General features: G+C 72.0%; 17 protein-coding genes and 1 tRNA gene. 10 read left to right on the top strand and 8 right to left on the bottom strand.

From position 1 onward, the window contains the following. Position 1 precedes the first annotated feature (1 nt). Genes DLJ49_RS13225 through DLJ49_RS13240 form a run of 4 tightly spaced genes read left to right on the top strand, consistent with a single transcriptional unit; the run spans position 2 to position 3,168 of the window. A complete protein-coding gene (locus DLJ49_RS13225; protein WP_115394029.1) occupies positions 2-1,108 on the top strand; it encodes a 3-hydroxyacyl-CoA dehydrogenase in 1,107 nt (368 codons plus the stop codon). After that, entirely contained in the window at positions 1,108-2,307 is a 1,200-nt protein-coding gene (locus DLJ49_RS13230; protein ID WP_115394030.1) for an acetyl-CoA C-acyltransferase, read from the top strand. The genes DLJ49_RS13225 and DLJ49_RS13230 overlap by 1 nt, the downstream gene beginning before the upstream one ends. A gap of 40 nt (positions 2,308-2,347) precedes the next feature. Further along, positions 2,348-2,767 carry an acyl-CoA thioesterase gene (locus DLJ49_RS13235; RefSeq protein ID WP_115394031.1) on the top strand — a complete coding sequence of 140 codons (420 nt, stop codon included), beginning with the start codon at positions 2,348-2,350 and terminating at the stop codon, positions 2,765-2,767. Beyond that, positions 2,764-3,168 (top strand): RidA family protein, encoded by a 405-nt coding sequence (locus DLJ49_RS13240; RefSeq protein WP_115394032.1) that lies wholly within the window; start codon positions 2,764-2,766, stop codon positions 3,166-3,168. Before DLJ49_RS13235 ends, DLJ49_RS13240 begins: the two co-directional genes overlap by 4 nt. 281 nt (positions 3,169-3,449) lie before the next feature. On the opposite strand, the gene gpt is transcribed toward DLJ49_RS13240, so the two are convergent. Continuing rightward, positions 3,450-3,950, bottom strand: a complete 501-nt coding sequence (gpt, locus tag DLJ49_RS13245) for a xanthine phosphoribosyltransferase (protein WP_115394033.1) — start codon at positions 3,948-3,950, stop codon at positions 3,450-3,452. A 49-nt stretch (positions 3,951-3,999) separates the two neighbouring features. Continuing rightward, on the bottom strand, positions 4,000-4,818 hold the full coding sequence (gene fabI / locus DLJ49_RS13250) for an enoyl-ACP reductase FabI (RefSeq protein WP_115394034.1): 819 nt from the start codon (positions 4,816-4,818) through the stop codon (positions 4,000-4,002). Between the two features lie 145 nt (positions 4,819-4,963). Between fabI and pdxH the strand changes: the two genes are divergently transcribed. The 4 genes from pdxH to DLJ49_RS13270 all read left to right on the top strand — a co-directional run bounded on the left by pdxH (position 4,964) and on the right by DLJ49_RS13270 (position 7,094). Then, positions 4,964-5,590: a pyridoxamine 5'-phosphate oxidase gene (pdxH, locus tag DLJ49_RS13255; RefSeq protein WP_115394035.1), complete on the top strand. Its 627-nt coding sequence runs from the start codon at positions 4,964-4,966 to the stop codon at positions 5,588-5,590. 354 nt (positions 5,591-5,944) lie between these two features. Continuing rightward, positions 5,945-6,487: a cold-shock protein gene (locus DLJ49_RS13260; RefSeq protein ID WP_115394036.1), complete on the top strand. Its 543-nt coding sequence runs from the start codon at positions 5,945-5,947 to the stop codon at positions 6,485-6,487. After that, positions 6,480-6,971 carry a DUF192 domain-containing protein gene (locus DLJ49_RS13265; protein WP_115394037.1) on the top strand — a complete coding sequence of 164 codons (492 nt, stop codon included), beginning with the start codon at positions 6,480-6,482 and terminating at the stop codon, positions 6,969-6,971. The genes DLJ49_RS13260 and DLJ49_RS13265 overlap by 8 nt, the downstream gene beginning before the upstream one ends. Before the next feature lie 46 nt (positions 6,972-7,017). Further along, a tRNA-Pro gene (locus DLJ49_RS13270) sits at positions 7,018-7,094 on the top strand. Positions 7,095-7,436: 342 nt separating this feature from the next. On the opposite strand, the gene DLJ49_RS13275 is transcribed toward DLJ49_RS13270, so the two are convergent. The 6 genes from DLJ49_RS13275 to DLJ49_RS13300 all read right to left on the bottom strand — a co-directional run bounded on the left by DLJ49_RS13275 (position 7,437) and on the right by DLJ49_RS13300 (position 16,071). Then, positions 7,437-7,730, bottom strand: coding sequence for an HlyU family transcriptional regulator (locus tag DLJ49_RS13275; protein ID WP_115394038.1), 294 nt, complete (start codon positions 7,728-7,730; stop codon positions 7,437-7,439). Between the two features lie 10 nt (positions 7,731-7,740). Beyond that, the gene (gene rpoD / locus DLJ49_RS13280) at positions 7,741-9,726 is read right to left on the bottom strand and encodes an RNA polymerase sigma factor RpoD (RefSeq protein WP_115394039.1); all 1,986 of its coding nucleotides are present in this window, start codon (positions 9,724-9,726) and stop codon (positions 7,741-7,743) included. 237 nt (positions 9,727-9,963) lie between these two features. After that, positions 9,964-12,123 carry a DNA primase gene (dnaG, locus tag DLJ49_RS13285; RefSeq protein WP_115394040.1) on the bottom strand — a complete coding sequence of 720 codons (2,160 nt, stop codon included), beginning with the start codon at positions 12,121-12,123 and terminating at the stop codon, positions 9,964-9,966. Between the two features lie 363 nt (positions 12,124-12,486). Continuing rightward, positions 12,487-14,196, bottom strand: coding sequence for an ATP-dependent DNA ligase (locus DLJ49_RS13290; RefSeq protein ID WP_115394041.1), 1,710 nt, complete (start codon positions 14,194-14,196; stop codon positions 12,487-12,489). A gap of 51 nt (positions 14,197-14,247) precedes the next feature. Then, the gene (locus DLJ49_RS13295) at positions 14,248-15,276 is read right to left on the bottom strand and encodes a ligase-associated DNA damage response exonuclease (RefSeq protein WP_115394055.1); all 1,029 of its coding nucleotides are present in this window, start codon (positions 15,274-15,276) and stop codon (positions 14,248-14,250) included. A gap of 483 nt (positions 15,277-15,759) precedes the next feature. Beyond that, the gene (locus DLJ49_RS13300) at positions 15,760-16,071 is read right to left on the bottom strand and encodes an SH3 domain-containing protein (protein ID WP_115394042.1); all 312 of its coding nucleotides are present in this window, start codon (positions 16,069-16,071) and stop codon (positions 15,760-15,762) included. 1,013 nt (positions 16,072-17,084) lie between these two features. On the opposite strand from DLJ49_RS13300, the gene DLJ49_RS13305 reads away from it, so the two are divergent. Both DLJ49_RS13305 and DLJ49_RS13310 read left to right on the top strand, forming a co-directional pair. Continuing rightward, on the top strand, positions 17,085-18,338 hold the full coding sequence (locus DLJ49_RS13305; protein WP_115394043.1) for a sarcosine oxidase subunit beta family protein: 1,254 nt from the start codon (positions 17,085-17,087) through the stop codon (positions 18,336-18,338). Between the two features lie 94 nt (positions 18,339-18,432). Then, the gene (locus DLJ49_RS13310; protein WP_115394044.1) at positions 18,433-18,696 is read left to right on the top strand and encodes a sarcosine oxidase subunit delta; all 264 of its coding nucleotides are present in this window, start codon (positions 18,433-18,435) and stop codon (positions 18,694-18,696) included. Positions 18,697-18,734: the final 38 nt, after the last annotated feature.

An 18,734-nucleotide genomic window follows, 5' to 3' on the forward strand; every position in this document is an offset into this window, starting at 1 on the left:
GATGGAGCGCATCGGGGTCGTCGGCGCAGGCGCGATGGGGCGCGGCATCGCCCAGGTCGCCGCGCAGGCGGGCTGCGCCGTGACGCTGACCGACGTGTCGGAGCCCGCGCTGGAGGCGGCGCGCGACGCCATCGGCGCCAGCCTGTCGCGCGCCGTCCGAAAGGGCAAGCTGCCCGGGGAAGATGCCGCCGCGGCGCTGGGCCGGATCGTGACCGGCACCGAGCTCGCCTGCCATGCCGGGGCCGAGCTGGTGATCGAAGCGGCGGTGGAGCGGCTCGATGTCAAGGCCGCGATCTTCCGCGAACTCGCCCGGGCCGCGCCGGGGGCGGTGCGCGCCTCGAACACCTCGTCGCTGGCGATCCGCGAGATCGCCGGCGCGGCCGGCACACCGCTGATCGGCCTGCACTTTTTCAACCCGGCGCACGCGATGAAGCTGGTCGAGGTGATCCTGCCCGATGGGGCGGAGGGGCTGGCGCCCATGCTCGAGCAGACGTTGCGCGCCTGGGGCAAGACGCCCGTGCGCGCGCCCGACAGCCCCGGCTTCATCGTCAATCGCTGCGCACGGCCCTTCTACGGCGAGGCGCTGGCGATGCTCGAAGAGGGGGCCAAGCCCGCCGCCATCGACGCGGCGATGGTTGCCGCCGGCTACCGGATGGGCCCGTTCGCGCTCATCGACCTCGTGGGCGCCGACGTGAACCTCGCCGCTTCGGAGAGTGTGGCACGGGCCATGGGCGGGCACCCCCGCTACCACGTCTTCGACGCGCTGAGGCGGCAGGTCGTGGCGGGCCGGCTGGGCCGCAAGTCGGGCGAGGGTTTCGTGACGCCCGACCCCGGCGCGGCGGGGCCGGCGCCCGGCGCGGCCGAGCGGATCGAGGCGGCGCTGGTCAACGAGGCGGCGAGCCTGCTGGCCGAGGGTGTCGCGGAAGACGACATCGACACCGCCATGCGGCTCGGTCTCAACTTTCCTCGCGGCCCCTTCGAGATCGCCCGCGCGGCCGGGCCGGCTGCCATCGTGGCCCGGCTGGAGGCGCTCGAGGCCGCCGCGCCCGCGCATCTGAAGGGCCGCTATGCCCCCGCTGCCGCCCTGCGCGCGATGGAGTCCGCCTGATGCGCCCGGCCATCATCGCCCAGGGCCGCCGCACGCCCATCGGCCGCTACGGCGGCGCGCTCGCCCCCGTGAGGCCCGACGACATGGCGGCCCACGTCATCGACGCGCTGCTCGACACCGCTCCGGGGCTGGTGCCGTGCGAGGTGGCGATGGGCTGCGCCAACCAGGCTGGCGAGGACAACCGCAACGTCGCCCGCATGGCGGTGCTGCTCTCGCGCCTGCCGGAGACGGTGCCGGCGCTGACGCTCAACCGCCTCTGCGCCTCCGGCATGGACGCGGTGATCCACGGCGCGCGGGCGGTGGCGACGGGTGAGGCGGAAGTGGTGTTGGCGGGCGGCGTCGAGTCGATGTCGCGCGCCCCCTTCGTGATGCCCAAGGCCGACAGCGCCTTTTCCCGCGCGGCCGAGATCCACGACACGACGATCGGCTGGCGCTTCGTGCACAAGCGGATCGCGGCGGAGTTCGGCATCCACTCGATGCCCGAGACGGCGGAAAACCTCGCCGCCGAGCGCGGGATCGCCCGCGCCGACCAGGACGCCTGCGCCCTGCGCTCCCAGCAGCGCACCGCCGCCCATGCCGCCCGCCGGGCCGAGGACATCGCGCCGGTGACGATCCCGCAGCGCCGGGGAGAGCCGGTGGTCGTGGCCGACGACGAGCACCCGCGCGAGACGACGCTGGAAAAGCTGGGCCGCCTGCCCACCCCCTTCGCCGACCCCGGCACCGTCACCCCCGGCAACGCCTCGGGGGTCAACGACGGGGCGGCAGCGCTGATCGTCGCCTCGGAAGAGGCGGTCGCGCGCCACGGCCTGACGCCGCTCGCCCGCGTCACCGCCGCCGCCTCGGCCGGGGTGGCGCCGCGCATCATGGGGATCGGCCCGGTCGCCGCGATGGAGCGGCTGACCGAGCGCACCGGCCTGACCATCGCCGATTTCGACCGGATCGAGCTCAACGAGGCGTTCGCCGCGCAGGTGCTTGCCTGCACCCGCGCCTGGGGCCTGCCCGACGACGCGGCCCACCTCAACCCCGAGGGTGGCGCCATCGCGCTCGGCCACCCGCTCGGCATGTCGGGCGCCCGCATCGCCCATCTGGCCGCCGGCGCCGTCGGCCGGGGCGAGGTGCGCCGGGCGCTTGCCACGCTATGCGTCGGCGTCGGGCAGGGCGTGGCGCTGGCCCTCGAAGCCCTGCCGCGAGAGGTCTGACCATGACGACCGGCATCACCGCCGATGGGAGCACGCGCCGATGACGTTCCACTGGCAGCGCAAGGTGCGGTTCCGCGATTGCGACCCGGCGGGGATCGTCTTCTACCCGCGCTATTTCGAGATGATGAACGACCTCGTGGAGAGCTTCTTCGACGATGCGATCGGCTGGTCGTTCGGCGCGATGCATGTCGAGGATGGCGTCGGCGTGCCGATGGGACAGATCGAGGCGCGCTTCACCGCGCCCTCGCGGCTGGGCGACGTGCTCGACTGGCGGCTCACCCTCTCGCGGCTCGGCGGTGCGACGGCCGACCTCGTCATGGTGGCCGAGGGGGCGGGCGTGCGGCGGCTGCGGGCCACCGGCACCCTCGTCTGCGTCGACATCGCGGCGATGAAGTCGCGCCCCTGGCCCGACCGCATCCGCCCGCGCCTGACCGAATACCTTGAGGAGTCCGCGTCGTGAGCACCATCACCGTCCATCCCGAGGGTTGGAAGCCGGCCCGGGGCTATGCCAACGGCATGATCGCCGAGGGAAGGATGCTGTTCGTCGGCGGCCAGATCGGCTGGACCGCGGAGCAGGTCTTCGAGGCGCACGACTTCATCGGCCAGATGAGCCAGGCGCTGCGCAATATCCTCGCCGTGGTCGAGGCCGCGGGGGGGCGGGCCGAGCACATCGTACGGCTGACCTGGTACGTCACCGACAAGGCCGAGTATCTCGCCCACCAGAAGGAGGTCGGCCGCGCCTACCGCGAGATTATGGGCTACCACTTCCCCGCAATGACGATGGTCGTCGTCTCGGCGCTGGTCGAGGACGCGGCGAAGGTCGAGATCGAGGCGACCGCCGTTCTGCCGCCTGCCTGCTGAAGCGCTGGCGCCGCCCTGCCGCTTCAGGAGCGGAGGGTGAGCAAGAGCCGGTCGACCTCCGCCGCGCGCTCCTCCCGCGGCACAGCGAGCAGCCTCCGCACCCGCGCCGCGGCAGGGCGGCCCGCGCCGCGGCAGGGCGGCCCGCGTCCGACCATCCGCGAACCCGGAGCGCGCGCCACCGATGCGGCCCGCCTGCGCACCCGGTTCCTGGCCGTGAGGGGAGCCCGTGTCTACCTGCGCCGGCTGGCGGCCGGGCTTCGTCGGCCCGGCTTCCGGGCCCCTCAGTCGCGTCCGCGATAGGGCTCGACGTATTGCAGCGCCATGTCCCAGGGAAAGAAGATCCAGGTGTCCTGGCTGACCTCGGTGATGAAGGTGTCGACCATGCCGCGCCCCTTGGGCTTGGCGTAGATCGTGGCGAAATGCGCCCTCGGATAGAGCTCGCGCACCAGTTCCAGCGTCTTGCCCGTATCCACGAGGTCGTCGACGATCAGGATGCCCGTGCCGTCGCCCATCAGGTCGGCGTCCGGCGATTTCAGCACCTTCGCGGCGGTCTGGGTCTGGTGATCGTAGGATTTCACACTGATCGTGTCGACCGTGCGGATGTCGAGCTCGCGGCTGACGATCATCGCCGGCGCCATGCCACCCCGCGTGATCGCCACCACGCCGCGCCAGCCGCCCTCCGGCCCCGCGCTTTCCAGCCGCCAGGCGAGGGCGCGGGCGTCGCGGTGGAGCTGGTCCCAGCTGACGTGAAAGCCCTTCTCGTGGGGCAAACGGTCGGTCATGTCTCTCTCCCGGCTAGCGGTCGTCGCTGCGCACTTCCCGGTCCGCCGCTCAGGGCGCCCCCTCGGGCGAGCCGATGTCGGGCGCGTCGACCGCCTTCATGCCGACCGCGTGGTAGCCCGCGTCGACATGGTGCACCTCGCCCGTGACCGCCGCCCCGAGATCGGACAGCAGATAGAGCGCCGAGTTGCCCACGTCCTGCAGTGTCACCGTGCGCCGCAGCGGGGCGTTCAGCTCGTTCCATCTGAGGATATAGCGGAAGTCGCCGATGCCCGAGGCGGCGAGCGTCTTGATAGGGCCGGCGCTGATCGCGTTGACGCGCACCCCGTCCTTGCCGAGATCCTCGGCCATGTAGCGAACGGACGCCTCGAGCGCGGCCTTCGCCACGCCCATGACGTTGTAATGCGGCATGACCTTCTCGGCGCCGTAATAGGTCAGTGTCAGGCAGGCGCCGCCCTGCGGCATCATCGCCGCGGCCCGGCGCACGCATGACGTGAAGGAATAGACGGAGATGTCCATCGACATCAGGAAGTTGTCGCGGCTGGTGTCGACGTAGCGGCCGCGCAACTCCGACTTGTCGGAAAACCCGATCGCATGGACGTAGAAATCCAGGCTGCCCCAGGCCGTGCGCAACTGCTCGAAGCAGGCGTCGACCGACGCCTCGTCGGAGACGTCGCAGGGGGCGACCTGCGTCGCGCCCAGCTGCTCGGCCAGCGGCACGACGCGCTTCTTGAACTGCTCGCCCTGGTAGGTCAGAGCGAGTTCCGCGCCAGCCCCGGCAAGCGCCTGCGCAATGCCCCAGGCGATGGATTTGTCATTGGCGAGGCCCATGATAAGTCCCCGCTTGCCCGCCATCAGCTGCGCCGCCATCGCCCCGCCTCGTCCCGTCGTCACCTGTCTCCCTTTAGGCCGAGGGCGACGCAGGGTTCAAGGCGAACCGGCGGAGCGCGGGGCGCGGCGTGCAGGCGCGCATCGACGGCCCGGAACGGCCGAGTGAGAAGCAGGAGAGCGAGACGTGAGCGATCGGACGGGCCCCTTCGCCGGAGACGACCCTTTCAAGTTGGCGCGCGCATGGCTGCGCGAGGCCGAGGCGACCGAGCCGAACGACCCGACGGCCATCGCGCTCGCGACGGTCGACGCGGACGGCCTGCCCAATGCGCGCATGGTGCTCCTCAAGGAGATCGAGGCATACGGCGACGCCTCGGGCGCCTTCGTCTTCTACACCAACTACGAGTCGGCCAAGGCGCGCGAGATCGAGGCGACGGGCAAGGCCGCCTTCGTGCTGCACTGGAAGAGCCTGCGTCGGCAGATCCGGGTGCGCGGCATGACCGAGAAGGAGGAGGGCGAACAGGCCGACGCCTATTTCGCCACCCGCTCGCTGAAGTCGCGGCTCGGCGCATGGGCGTCGGCGCAGTCGCGACCGCTCGCCTCGCGCACCGCGCTGATGGCCGAGGTGGCGCGGATCACCGCCACCAAGGGGACCAATCCGCCGCGCCCGCCCTTCTGGGGCGGCATCCGCATCCGGCCCGTCGAGATCGAGTTCTGGGCCGACGGCGCCTATCGCCTGCATGACCGCTTCCGTTGGACGACGCGCGCGCCCGGCGGCGCGGGCGGCTGGGACGTCTTGCGCCTGAGCCCGTGATCCGGGCCGCCGTGCGCGACGATTCTGCGCCCAGGTGCCGTGCCTTGGCCTGCGCGGAGCGCTGAAAAACGGCGCTAGGGGCGGCCATCAGGCTTCCGCCCCTTTCGCCCGTGGAGAAAGTGAATTAGTCTCAGGCGCGTAGGCGGGGTCTGGCTTGAGAGTTCCGGTCGGAGCCGGCGATAACCGGCAGCACGGTAAGATTAACCCAAGGTTGTATTTCAGTCGGCGCGCCGGCCCAGTAATGGGGTGGGCCTGTCGTTCGCGAAATACTTGGAATTGCAGGTATCCGGGTCATCCGGGGTGCGTGTTGCGATAAGGTCCTGATCGAGACGGGGTGTCGACGGTGGTGACGGCGTGAGCGAGCGCGACGAGAGCGACAGGGCGGCCGAAGTCCGCCGCGTGGCGGGTCGGGTGAAGTGGTTCGATCCGGGCAAGGGCTTCGGCTTCGTTGTCGCCGACGAGGGCGGCCCCGATATCCTGCTTCATGCCAACGTCCTGCGGAATTTCGGGCAGAGTTCGGTCGCCGACGATGCTCGCGTCGAGGTGGGCGTGCAGCAGACGGCCCGCGGCAAGCAGGCCGTGCAGGTCTTCGCGATCACCCCGCCCGAGACCGGCGACGAGGCGCCGCTCGGCGATCTCGAGCACGTCACGCCGGAGGAGCGCGCGGCCCTGCCGCTGGAACCGGCCCGCGTGAAATGGTTCGACAAGTCGAAGGGCTTCGGCTTTGCAAACGTGTTCGGCCGCCCCGAGGACATCTTCGTGCATGTCGAGGTGCTGCGCCGGTCCGGCCTCGCCGACCTGCAGCCGGGCGAGGCGGTGGCGCTGCGCGTCGTGCAGGGCTCGCGCGGGCGGCTCGCCGTCGAGGTCGCGGCATGGGAGCGGGCGATCCATGATTGAGGCATTCAGGCGCGGGGCCGTCGTCGCGCTTTTCGCGCTCGTTGGCCTCGGCGCAGGCGCGACGGCAGCCTCGGCGGAGTGCGCCACCGACCGGGTCGACCTCCGCGGAGACTGGGGGCAGGCCAGTTTCACCGTCGAGATCGCCGACGATGATGCCGAACGCTCCCGCGGGCTGATGCATGTCGAGAGCATGCCCTCGGGCGCGGGCATGCTCTTCGTCTACGAGCGGGCCGGCGAGCCCAGGTTCTGGATGCGCAACACGCTGATCCCGCTCGACATGATCTTCGTGCGGCCCGATGGCGTCGTGCAGCATGTCCATGACCGCGCCATCCCGGGCGACGAGACGTCGATCTCGGGCGGCGACGGCGTGCTGGCGGTGCTCGAGATCAACGGCGGTCTGGCCGAGGCGCTGGGCATCGACCCTGGCACCGAGATGCGCCACCCCGCCTTCGGCGAAGGCGCTGCCTGGCCCTGCACCGACTGACGCGCGCTCTTTTCATCGCTGCGCGCAGCGTCTATCGAAGCGCTGTCGGGGCGTGGCGCAGCCTGGTAGCGCGACGGTTTTGGGTACCGTAGGTCGTAGGTTCGAATCCTGCCGCCCCGACCATCCCTTGGCCGGCTCAAACGACGCTCTCTTTGCAGCGGCTTGGGCGGGCCCGCTTGTCTCGCGGGGCGCTGACCGCATCGGCCAGGGCAACGTGTCGGTCTTCTTCATGACGCCGCTCGACATTGCCGGAACGGGTACGTCGGCTCGTCGTCCGGCAGCGGCGCCGCGGCTCAATGCCAGCGCGCGGTGCCGCACGCCGGACACGGCGTGGCACCGTTCCGACCCTTCGGAACCTCCGGCGCGCGCACCGTCACGGCCGCCAGGCTGATCCCTTGCCGCCGCGCCGGACACGGACAAGCGGCGCGGCGCGTCGCGGCGCACCGCGCGGGTGCCGGCCCCCGCCTAGCTGCGGAAGATCGCCTCGCCCTGCTCGTCGATCAGCGCCTTCGCCTTGGCGAGCGAAGCTTCGGCGGCGGCCTCCTCGCTCTGCAGCGTGTCGGCGCGGATCATCCGGTGGGTCTTCGTCTCGCCGCCCACCTCCCTCTCGATGCGGGCGGCGATGCGCCAGCTCGACCCGTCGCGCTGCGGCTCGGGCGTGATGCGGTAGCCGTCGTGCTCCTCGGCGGGGGCGGCCGGGCCGCCACCCTCGCTGCCCTCGCCGCCGCGCGAACCGAAGAGGCGCGAAAGGATCGACATCGTGCCTGCCTTACTGGTCGAGGAACGAGCGCAGCTTGCGCGAGCGGCTCGGGTGCTTGAGCTTGCGCAACGCTTTCGCCTCGATCTGGCGGATTCGCTCGCGGGTGACGCTGAACTGCTGGCCGACCTCCTCGAGCGTGTGGTCGGTGTTCATCCCGATGCCGAAGCGCATGCGCAGCACCCGCTCCTCGCGGGGCGTCAGCGACGAAAGCACCCGCGTCGTCGTCTCCTTGAGGTTCTCCTGGATCGCGCTGTCGAGCGGCAGCACGGCGTTCTTGTCCTCGATGAAGTCGCCGAGCTGGCTGTCCTCCTCGTCGCCGATGGGCGTCTCGAGGCTGATCGGCTCCTTGGCGATCTTCATCACCTTGCGAACCTTCTCGAGCGGCATCTGCAGCTTTTCGGCCAGCTCCTCGGGCGTCGGCTCGCGGCCGATCTCGTGCAGCATCTGCCGACCCGTGCGGACCAGCTTGTTGATCGTCTCTATCATGTGCACGGGGATGCGGATCGTGCGCGCCTGGTCGGCGATGCTCCGCGTGATCGCCTGCCGGATCCACCACGTGGCATAGGTCGAGAACTTGTAGCCGCGGCGGTATTCGAACTTGTCGACCGCCTTCATCAGGCCGATGTTGCCTTCCTGGATCAGGTCGAGAAACTGCAAGCCGCGGTTGGTGTATTTCTTGGCGATCGAGATCACGAGGCGCAGATTGGCCTCGACCATCTCCTTCTTGGCCTGCCGCGCCTCTTTCTCGCCTTTCTGCACCTGCTGGACGATGCGGCGGAACTCGGAGATGTCGACGCCGACATACTGGCCCACCTGCGCCATCTCGGAGCGCAGGTCGACCACCTTCTGGGCCGAGCGGTCCATCAGCGACGCCCAGCCGCGGCCGGGCCTCTCGCGCATCCGCTCGATCCATGTCGGGTCGAGCTCGGAGCCGCGATAGGCCTCGATGAACTCGCGCCGGTTGATCCGGGCCTGGTCGGCGAGCTTCACCATCGCGCTGTCGATCGACATGATCCGGCGATTGATGCCGTAGAGCTGGTCGATCAGCGCCTCGATGCGGTTGTTGTGGAGGTGCAGCTCCTTCACCAGTTGCACGATCTCGGAGCGGAGCTTCTGATAGCGCTCCTCGTCGCCGGTGCCGAACGAGCCATCCTCGTTGAGCGTGGCCGACATGCGCCGGTCCTGCATCTCCTCGAGCTGGGTGAAGTCGACGGCGATGCGATCGAGCGTCTCGAGCACCCGTGGCTTGAGCGCGGCCTCCATCGCGGCGAGCGACATGTTGGCCTGCTCGTCGTCGTCGTCCTCGTCGGCGTCCTTGGCGATGGGGTTGCCGTCTGCGTCGAGTTCCGGGCCCTCGTCCTTCTTCTGGTCGGAGCTGTCCTCCGCCGGGGCGGCGACGACAGGCTCCTCCTCTTCCTCCTCGCCGAGGCCGCGGCCGAAGGTGGCCTCGAGGTCGATCACGTCGCGCAGCAGGATCTCTTCCGACAGAAGCTCGTCGCGCCAGATCGTGATCGCCTGGAAGGTCAGCGGGCTCTCGCACAGCCCGGCGATCATGGTGTTGCGCCCGGCCTCGATGCGCTTGGCGATGGCGATCTCGCCCTCGCGCGACAAGAGTTCGACCGAGCCCATCTCGCGCAGATACATGCGCACCGGATCGTCGGTGCGGTCGAGCTTCTCGCTCTCGGTGGTGGACATGGCGACTTCGCGCGAGGTCGAGGTCTCGACCACTTCGGTCGACTTCTTCGATTCCTCGTCTTCGGCCTCTTCGTCCTCGATCACGTTGATGCCCATGTCCGAGAGCATCGACATGACGTCCTCGATCTGCTCCGACGACGTCTGGTCGGGCGGCAGGACGGCATTGAGCTGATCGTAGGTGATGTAGCCGCGTTCCTTGGCCTCGGCGATCATCTTCTTGACCGCGGCCTGGCTCATGTCGAGCGAGATCTCCGGCTCGGCCTCTTCCTGCTTGCGGTCGTCGGCGTCCTTAGCGGCCATGCAGCACTCCTGTCCGGGCGCGTGATTCGCGGAGGCGGGTCTCGCACGAATCATTAGTGCGGGAATCGCGCGGGTCCACCTCGGTTACGCAGCAAGATGCGGCTTGCCAACCGTTCAGCGGCTGAAGGGTCACGCGCGTCTCCCCTCGGTCTGTCGACGACCTTCGCGGCGCCATCGCCGTCCCCGGGCCCGTCCCGGTTCCCGGGCCCGTCCCGGTTCCCGGGTCCGTCCCGGCCGTCACTCCTTGCCGCCGGCTTCGTCGCCGGCGGCGCCATGGCCGATCTCGCGCAGGAGATCGGCAAAGGCGCTCTTCTCGCGCCGGTCGAGCCGCACCCCGTTGGGCGCCAGGTCGAATTCCGCGCGATCGCCGTCAGCGGTCCGCTCGGCCGCCGCGCGGGCACGCGCCGCCTCGGCCAGCCGCCAGGTCAGCGCATCGGGCGGCGCACCCTCCTCGTCCTCGTCGCCTTCGGCCCGGGGATCGAGCCGAGCCGCTCCCGCCGGCACGCGATCTTCGGCCCCGTCCGCGGCCGGCTGCCACGCGGCGGCCGCATCCGAGAGGCCGGGCATTGGCTCGGGCGCCCGCTCGGCACGACCCAGCCGTTCCATCGCCTCCGCCACCTCACGCGCGGCCCCCCGCGCGGCGGCGAGGCGTGCGAACTCTCCCGCGAGGCAGGCGCGCGCAACGTCCCGGTCATGGGCCCGCCGCACGCCCGGCGAGAGGGTGACATGGCGCGGCGCCATCAGCCTTTCAAGGGGCGCGCGGCCGAGCCGCGCCTCGAGGCCGGCGCGCACCTCGGCGGCCGTGCCCGCCACGTCGCAGGACAGCAGCGCCGCGGCGATCTCGGCGTGGCCCGCCCCGGTGAACTCCGTCTCCTCCAGCACGTGCGCGAAGTCCTCGATCAGCGCGGGGCAGGCGATCAGCGTGGCGAGGATCACCGCCTCGCGCAGGTGCTCGGGCGCCGTGCCCTCGGCGGCCCGTGCCGCGGCCCGCGTCGCTTGCATGGGCAGGACGGGCGGCGCGAACCGCCGCGCCCCGAAGCCGCGCTCCCTGCGCGCGCCGCCGCCGGGCTGCCAGCCCCGGCCCGGCTCGCCCCGCGCGGTGCCGGCCCGGTCGAAGCCGAAAAGCTCCGCGCGCCGGTCGCGCAGGGCGTGCGCGTAATGCGCCCGGATCGAGGGGTCGGCGATCCGCGACACCCGGCTGCGCAGAGCCCTGTCGAGCGCCGCGCGCCGCTCTGGGCTGTCGAGCGCGCGCCCCTCCGTCTCGCGTCGCCACATCAGTTCGACCATCGGCAGGGCACCGTCGAGCACCGCCTGCATCGCCTCGGCGCCGCCCTCGCGGATCACGTCGTCGGGGTCGCGCCCCTCCGGCAGAAGCGCGAATCGCAGGGACTGCCCGGCCTCCATCAGCGGCAGGGCGAGATCCATCACCCGTTCGCCCGCCCGCAGGCCCGCCCGGTCGCCGTCGAGCGCCACGATCGGCTCGTCGTGCATCTTCCACAGCATCCGCAGCTGCTGCTCGGTGACGGCCGTGCCGAGAGGCGCCACCGCCCCCTCGAAGCCCGCCCTGACCAGCGCGATCACGTCCATGTAGCCCTCGGCCACGATCAGCGCCGCGCCCTTCCCGCAGGCGCCCCGCGCCGGCCCGTGATTGTAGAGCGTGCGCGACTTGTCGAAGAGTTCGGTGTCGGGCGAGTTGAGATACTTGGCGCTGTCGCCCGGGTCCATCGCCCGCCCGCCGAAGGCGATGGCCCGCCCCCGCGCGTCGCGGATCGGAAACAGGATGCGGTCGCGGAACGTGTCGTAGGGCGCGCGCCCCTTGTCGGAGGGGCGCACGAGCCCGGCCGCCAGCATCCGCTCGACCTCGACGCCCTGTGCGGCGAGCGCCTCGCGCAGCCCCTCCCAGCCGGGCGGCGCGTAGCCGATCTCGAACCGCGCGAGCGTGGCCGCGTCGAGCCCGCGCTTCGCGAGATAGTCCCGCGCCTCCGCCGCCTTCGCCGAAGCGAGCTGCATGCGGTAATGGCGCACCGCCTGTTCCATCACGTCGGCCAGCGTCGCGCGCTTCTCCGCCTTCTCCGCGGCCTTCGGGTCGCGCGCCGGCATGTCCACGCCGGCCATCCGCGCCAGTTCCTCCACCGCCTCCATGAACGACAGGTTCTCGGCCTCGCGCAGGAAGGTGATGGCGTCGCCCTTGGCGTGGCAGCCGAAGCAGTAGTAGCGCCCTTCGCGGTCGAGCACGTGAAAGCTCGCCGTCTTTTCCTGGTGGAACGGGCAGGGCGCCCACCAGTCGCCCCGGCCCTGGTTCGATTTCCTGCGGTCCCACGTCACCTTGCGCCCCACGAGGTCGGCAAGCGACACGCGCGAGCGGAGATCGTCGAGGAAGGCGGGGGGCAGCGACATCGCCGCCAATATCGGCGCCCGTCTCCCCCCTGTCCAGCCGACTCCGCCCCGCCCGCGCCGCTGTCCCGCGATACCCGCCCAGGTTCCGCATCGCCCAGAGATCCGGGGCGCGGCGGCCGCACCCCGCACGCATCCGGGCCGCCGAGGCTCGGGGGGCCGGTCGGTCTGCTCCTGCCCGCTGCTTCTTCTTGCCGGAAAATATCCCGGGGGGAGGCGCCCGGCACGGGCGACGGGGGGCTGGCCCCCCTTCCGCGCTCTCCGTCCGGCGCGCCCGGCAGATCGGGGAAGCGCACACCCCCGCGGAGCGCGGCGCCCGCGGGCGCAAACGGGCGGCTCGCAGCGGCACCTCGCCCCGCTGCCGGCTCAGCCGTGGGCGGCGAGCAGCGCCTTCAGGTCGGCGAGCGTGTTCGCCTCCTCGGCCGGCTTGTCCTCGCGCCACCGCGCCATCCGCGGAAAGCGCAGGGCGATCCCCGACTTGTGGCGGCTGCTCTTCTGGATCCCCTCGAAATGGATCTCGAAGACGTGGACGGGCCGCACCGCGCGCACCGGCCCGTAGCGCTCCAGCGTGTTCCTGCGCACCCAGGCGGTGATCCGGCGGAACTCGGCGTCGGTGAGCCCGGAATAGGCCTTGGTGACGGGCACGAGCGCCCCCTCGCCCGGCGGGCCGTCCCACACCGCGAAGGTGAAGTCGGTGTAGAGGTTCGCCCGCCGCCCGTGGCCCGCCTGGGCGTAGACCATCACCGCGTCGACGGTCAGCGGGTCGACCTTCCACTTCCACCAGTCGCCCTTCTTTCGGCCGGCGAGGTAGGGCGAGGCCCATCTCTTGAGCATCAGCCCCTCGGCCTGCCTGCCCCGTGCCGTGGCCCGCGCCCCCGCCAGCTCCGCCCAGTCGTCGAAGTCCACCAGCGGCGACAGGCGCACCGGTGCCGCGTCGGGCAGGTGCGCCAGCGCCGCTTCGAGCTGCGCCCGCCGTTCGGCGAAGGGGCGCGCGCGCCAGTCCTCGCCCTGCCATTCGAGCAGGTCGTAGGCCCGCAGCACCACCGGCGCCTCGACGAGCAGCGTCTTCGGCACCGTCTTGCGCCCGATCCGCGCCTGCAGGGCGTTGAAGCTCTGCGGCGCGTCGGCGGCGTGATCCCAGGCAAGGATCTCCCCGTCGAGCACGATGCCCTCGGGCAGGAAATCCCGCGACGCGGCGAATTCCGGGAAGCGGTCGGTCATCAGCTCTTCGCCCCGCGACCAGACGAAGTGCTGTCCGTCGCGCAGGATGAGCTGGCCACGGATGCCGTCCCATTTCCACTCCGCCGCCCAGTCTGCGGGGTCGCCCAGGCTGTCGGGCGGATCGTCGAGCTGGTAGGCGAGGTAGAACGGGTAGGGCCGGCTCGCCGCCTCGCCCGGGTCCGGCGCCAGCACGAGCGATGCCCACGTCGCGCGGTCGGGCTGCCAGTCGCCCATCAGGCGGTGGGCCAGCTCGGGCTCGTCGATCCCGGTCGCCTGCGCCAGCGCCCGCGTCATGAGCTTCGCGTTCACCCCCATGCGGAAGCCGCCCGTCAGCAGCTTGTTGAACACGAAGCGCTCGGTCGGCGCCAGCCGCTCCCACGCGGCGAGCACGAGCGCCTTGCGCTCGGGCTCGTCGAGCTTGGGCAGGGCGCGCAGCCGGCCGATCCAGTCGGCGAGCGAGGCGTCCGACCGCCCCGCGCCCTCGGGCAGGATCAGCGCGATCGTCTCGGCCAGATCGCCCGCCACCGCGTAGCTCTCCTCGAACAGCCACAGCGGCAGGCCCGCCCGCTCGGCGGCCCAGTCGCGCAGCAGCGTCGAGGTGAGCATCCGCTTCGGCCGGCGGCCGGTGAGCAGCGCGATGCACCACACCCGGTCGGCTTCGGGCGCCTCTCGGAAATAGGCGGCGAGCGCGGCGACCTTGGCATTGGTCCGCGTCGTCTGGTCGAGCGCGGTGAACAACGCGACGAAGCGGGCGAAGCCGGCCCCTGCCGGCCCGCCTTCTATCCGACCGCCGTGCTCCCGCGCGGCGGGATCCTCCGGCGCACCCGTCCGTCTCTGTCCGTCCTGCCCTTCCATGCCCGGCAGTCTAGCGCGGGCGGGCGGCACGTCACATCGCGCGCCGAAGGCTCAGGTCGGGCTGTCTGCCACCGCCTCCGGGCTGTCGAGGCCCTCCCCCTCGAACTCTGTCTCGACCACCGCCGCGTCATAGCCCTGCGTCTCGAGCCAGGCGCGGAACGCCGACGTGTAGCCGTGGGTGACGAAGACCCGCTCGGCCCCCGTCTCGGCGATGGCGGCGTTGAGGCCCGCCCAGTCGGCATGGTCCGACATCACGAAGCCCCGGTCGGCGGCCCGCCGGCGCCGCACGCCCCTGAGCCGCATCCATCCGCTGGCGAAGCCGGTCGAGGCCGCGCCGAAGCGGCGCATCCACGGCGTGCCCAGCGCCGAAGGGGGCGCGACCACCAGCGCGCCGGGGTGGTCCTTGCCCTTGACCTCCGCGGTCACCGGCACCGTTTCGGGCAGCGCCACGCCCTGCGCCCGCAGCACCGCGTTCGTCGCCTCCACCGCGCCGTGGGTCAGGACCGGCCCGATCGAGGCGTCGACCGCGGCGATGATCCGCTGCGCCTTGCCCAGCGCGTAGGCCCCGATCACGCTCGCCCGGCCCGCGGCGGCGTTGGCGCGCCACCAGCCCTCGATCTGCGCCACGACGTCGGCCTGCGGCGCCCAGGCGAAGATCGGCAGCCCGAAGGTGCATTCGCTGACGAAGGCGTGACAGCGCACCGGCTCGAACGGCTCCGACAGCCCGTCGTCCTCGACCTTGTAGTCGCCCGACACGACCCAGACCTCGCCGCCCACCTCGACGCGGATCTGCGCCGAGCCCGGCACGTGGCCGGCGGGATGGAAGCTGACCGTCGCGCCCCCGATCCGCCGCGCCTCGCCGTAGCGGGCCGTCTCCAGCCGGATGTCGCCGAGCCGGTGCCGCATGACCGGTGCCGAGCCCTCGGTGGCAAGGTAGCGCGCATGGCCCCGGCGGGCGTGGTCGGCATGTCCGTGGGTGACGAGCGCCCGGTCGACCGGGCGCCAAGGATCGATGAAGAAGTCGCCCGCCGGGCAATAGATGCCCCGCTCGGTGAAGGTCAGGACCGACTCGCGCGCCATGCTGGCGAGCATAGCGCTCCCGCGCGCCCCGTCAGGCCCCGCACGCCCCGTCAGGCCCAGCTCTCCCCGTCAGGCCCCGCCGGGCGGCGAAGGGGCATGCTGGCTTCCCCGGGTCGCCCGCCTCGTGCCCGTGCGCCAGGCTCTTCCCGGCCCGTGACACGGCCGGGCGGGTCCGGGGCCGCCGGACGGCTAGGCCGCGTGGTCCGCCTCCCGCATCGTCCCCTGGCCCGATTCCCGAATCTGCCGGATCCTCCCCGGTCTCGCCAGCTCGGGGGAAGAGCCGCGCGCCCCGTCTTCTTCTTGCTCAAAGTATCCCGGGGGAGTCGCCGCGCAGGCGGCGACGGGGGCAGCGCCCCCGACCCGGCCGGCTGCAGGGCGCCAGGGCTCCGTGTCTGCCCGTCACGTCCGGTCGTCCCCGCGGGGGCGCCCTGAGGCGATGCCGTGGGGCGACTTCGTGGGGCGACGCGGGGCCGCTGCGGCCCGTTATTCGTCACGCAGGTAGTGCCCCGAGACGTAGCCGCGCAGACCACGCGATTCCGCCAGTTCCACCTCGCACCACGGCGTGCCGCCGACGCGGGAGCAGCCCCGGTTCACCACGACCGATCCCTCGGGCAGCCCCGCCACGATGCGAAAGCCCGTGCCAGGCCCCGCGCGCAGCTTGAGCATGTCGTCGGCGCCCACGCCCGTCACCACCGACCGGCCCGCGATGGGCGCCGCGATCGGCCCCGCGCAACCTGTCGCCCCGATCGCCAGCACCGCCACCAGCGCGGCCCTCCGCGCCCTCCGCTTCCGCATCCTGCCTGTCCCCCATTTCTGGCCTCGCGGGCAGGCTAGCGGCGCGGCGCCGCCCGCGCCACGGGCCGTGCTCGGCCGACGCATGGCGGGCCTCGGGCCGTTGCAGGAGCGCCGCGCGACAAGGGGTCGATCATTGCCGCCACGCCCACGGCCGCCCGGCCGCGGCGAGCCCACCGATCGGCAGCGCCCCGCCGCCGGGCAACGGGACCGGGGCCATCGGCTCCGGCGCCGGGCTGACGCGGGTGCAGACGGAGCGCGGGAGTGTCGGTATCGTCGGCCTTGCGCCGGAGGAGCACGCGCTCGGCAGCCACCGGCCAGCAAGTCGACCGCCTGATATCCCCAGACCTGGGTCCACCGTTGCAGGGCACCTCCGTGTTGCGGCTGCCGTCGTCGGAACATCCGACGGGGCGCGTCGGAGCCGTGTCGAGATCGCCGAGGCTCGCGGCCGGGAGCGCCTGGGCCGGCGCGGCCTGCGCTGGCGCCGATGCTCCGCTCCGGCTGCCGAGGGCGAAACCCGACGCGGTGTCACGGCCGCCGAACAGCCGCGGGCACGCCCCCGTGGACGAGCTCGACATCGTCGAGCCCGTCGCTCGCGACGACGCCCAGAGCGCCGATCGACCGGCCGCCGCTATCGACCTGACGGATCGCCGCCCCGGGCCGGCCTTCATGCGCCGGCCTTCAGACGCTGGCCTTCAGATGCTGGCCTTCAGATTCGGGCCCACAGAGCCGGGCCCACAGAGCCGGGCCTGCCGACAGGCACGCCGCGATCAGCGCAGGCGCCCCTCCAGCGAAGCATCCTTCGCCCGCGTGTAACTCCTGCCGTTCGGGGCCAACGCCAGCGGGCCCGGGCGGGCCTGGCCATCGCGGCGCATGGGAGACCGGGGCTCCGCGCGCCGCCGATGTCGCCCGCGTGACGCGCCGTGTCGCCGCGGGGCATGGACAATCCCGCGCCGTCTTGCTCCTGTGCGGCCGGTAGCGACCCGCCCAGCGGCCGTCGCGAACAGGGGAGCGGGATGCGCTACAACGCCCTACAGATCCTCCGAAAGGGGCTGGCCGGCAACCGCGGCTGGCGGCCGGCCTGGCGCAAGGCCGAGCCGCAGGCGGCCTACGACGTGGTGATCGTCGGCGGCGGCGGCCACGGGCTGTCGACCGCCTACTACCTGGCGAAGCGCCACGGCGTGCGGCGCGTCGCGGTGCTCGAGAAGGGCTGGATCGGCTCGGGCAACGTCGGGCGAAACACCACCATCGTGCGCGCCAATTACGGCCTGCCCGGCAATTCCGAGTTCTATTCCCATTCGCTCAAGCTCTGGGAGGGGCTGGAGCGGGACCTCAACTACAACGTGATGCACTCGCAGCGGGGCCTCATCAACCTGTTCCACTCCGACGGCCAGCGCGACGCCTACGCCCGGCGCGGCAACGCCATCCGCAACCAGGGCGACGACGCGATCCTGCTCGACGCAGAGGGGGTGCGGAAGATCCTGCCCTATCTCGACTTCGAGCAGACGCGCTTTCCGATCTACGGCGGTCTCTACCAGCCGCGCGGCGGCACCGCCCGGCACGACGCGGTGGCGTGGGGATACGCCCGCGGCGCCGACCGGCTGGGCGTCGATCTGATCGAGAACTGCGAGGTGACGGGGATCGAGACGGAGGGCGGCCGCGTGACCGGCGTGCAGACGTCGCGCGGACGGATTGCGGCCGGGACGGTCGGCCTCGCCGTGGCGGGGCGCTCGAGCCAGGTCGCCGCGCTCGCCGGCCTGAGGCTGCCGATCGAGAGCCACGTCCTGCAGGCGTTCGTCACCGAGGGGCTGAAGCCGGTGATCGACCACGTCGTGACCTACGGCATGGGCCATTTCTACATCAGCCAGTCCGACAAGGGGGGGCTCGTGTTCGGCGGCGATCTCGATTTCTACCCGTCCTACGCCGCCCGCGGGAACCTGCCGATGGCCGAGCACGTGATCGAGGCGGGCGTCACTCTGATGCCGATGATCGGCAAGGCGCGCATGCTGCGCAGCTGGGGCGGGATCATGGACATGTCGCCCGACGGCTCGCCGATCATCGACCGCGCGCCCGTGGACGGGCTCTACCTCAACACCGGCTGGTGCTACGGTGGCTTCAAGGCGGTGCCCGGCTCGGGCGACTGCTTCGCCCGGCTGCTGGCGACGGGCGAGCCCCACCCGGCCGCCGCCCGCTTCCGCCTCGACCGGTTCGAGACCGGCCACGGCCTGATGGACGAGGAGGGCACCGGCGCCCAGCACAATCTTCACTAGGCTTTCGGCGCGCGTGCCGCCCGAACGCTCCCGCACCGAACGCGCCAGCACCGACGCGATACCGACACCCAACCGCCCGATACCGAGACCCGACATGCGCCTCGATTGCCCCCTCTGTGGCCCCCGCGACCTGCGCGAATTCACCCCAAGGGGTGCGGCCGTCCTCGCCCGTCGCCCCGAGGACGAGACGTGGTCGGAGGCGTGGCATGACCACTTGCACCTGCGCGACAATCCCGCCGGACGGTCGGATGAGCTGTGGTATCACGGAGCGGGATGCACCGCCTGGCTGGTCGTCGAGCGCGACACGGCCACCCACGAGGTCTTTTCGGTGCGCCTCGCCGCGGAGGGTGGCGCATGAGGGCGGCCGCCGCGGGGGGCGCTGCCCCCGTCGCCCGT

The organism is Rhodovulum sp. 12E13, assembly GCF_003340565.1.
Taxonomy (GTDB): Bacteria; Pseudomonadota; Alphaproteobacteria; order Rhodobacterales; family Rhodobacteraceae; genus HLUCCA09.

Excerpts from the sequence above, each read along its gene's own strand:
- fabI (WP_115394034.1), bottom strand. The coding sequence starts at position 4,818 with ATGGCGGCGCAGCTGATGGCGGGCAAGCGGGGACTTATCATGGGCCTC.
- dnaG (WP_115394040.1), bottom strand. The coding sequence starts at position 12,123 with ATGTCGCTGCCCCCCGCCTTCCTCGACGATCTCCGCTCGCGCGTGTCG.
- DLJ49_RS13305 (WP_115394043.1), top strand. The coding sequence starts at position 17,085 with ATGCGCTACAACGCCCTACAGATCCTCCGAAAGGGGCTGGCCGGCAAC.
- DLJ49_RS13290 (WP_115394041.1), bottom strand. The coding sequence starts at position 14,196 with ATGGAAGGGCAGGACGGACAGAGACGGACGGGTGCGCCGGAGGATCCC.
- gpt (WP_115394033.1), bottom strand. The coding sequence starts at position 3,950 with ATGACCGACCGTTTGCCCCACGAGAAGGGCTTTCACGTCAGCTGGGAC.
- DLJ49_RS13235 (WP_115394031.1), top strand. The coding sequence starts at position 2,348 with ATGACGTTCCACTGGCAGCGCAAGGTGCGGTTCCGCGATTGCGACCCG.
- DLJ49_RS13230 (WP_115394030.1), top strand. The coding sequence starts at position 1,108 with ATGCGCCCGGCCATCATCGCCCAGGGCCGCCGCACGCCCATCGGCCGC.
- DLJ49_RS13225 (WP_115394029.1), top strand. The coding sequence starts at position 2 with ATGGAGCGCATCGGGGTCGTCGGCGCAGGCGCGATGGGGCGCGGCATC.
- rpoD (WP_115394039.1), bottom strand. The coding sequence starts at position 9,726 with ATGGCCGCTAAGGACGCCGACGACCGCAAGCAGGAAGAGGCCGAGCCG.
- DLJ49_RS13300 (WP_115394042.1), bottom strand. The coding sequence starts at position 16,071 with ATGCGGAAGCGGAGGGCGCGGAGGGCCGCGCTGGTGGCGGTGCTGGCG.
- DLJ49_RS13295 (WP_115394055.1), bottom strand. The coding sequence starts at position 15,276 with ATGGCGCGCGAGTCGGTCCTGACCTTCACCGAGCGGGGCATCTATTGC.
- DLJ49_RS13310 (WP_115394044.1), top strand. The coding sequence starts at position 18,433 with ATGCGCCTCGATTGCCCCCTCTGTGGCCCCCGCGACCTGCGCGAATTC.
- DLJ49_RS13265 (WP_115394037.1), top strand. The coding sequence starts at position 6,480 with ATGATTGAGGCATTCAGGCGCGGGGCCGTCGTCGCGCTTTTCGCGCTC.
- DLJ49_RS13275 (WP_115394038.1), bottom strand. The coding sequence starts at position 7,730 with ATGTCGATCCTTTCGCGCCTCTTCGGTTCGCGCGGCGGCGAGGGCAGC.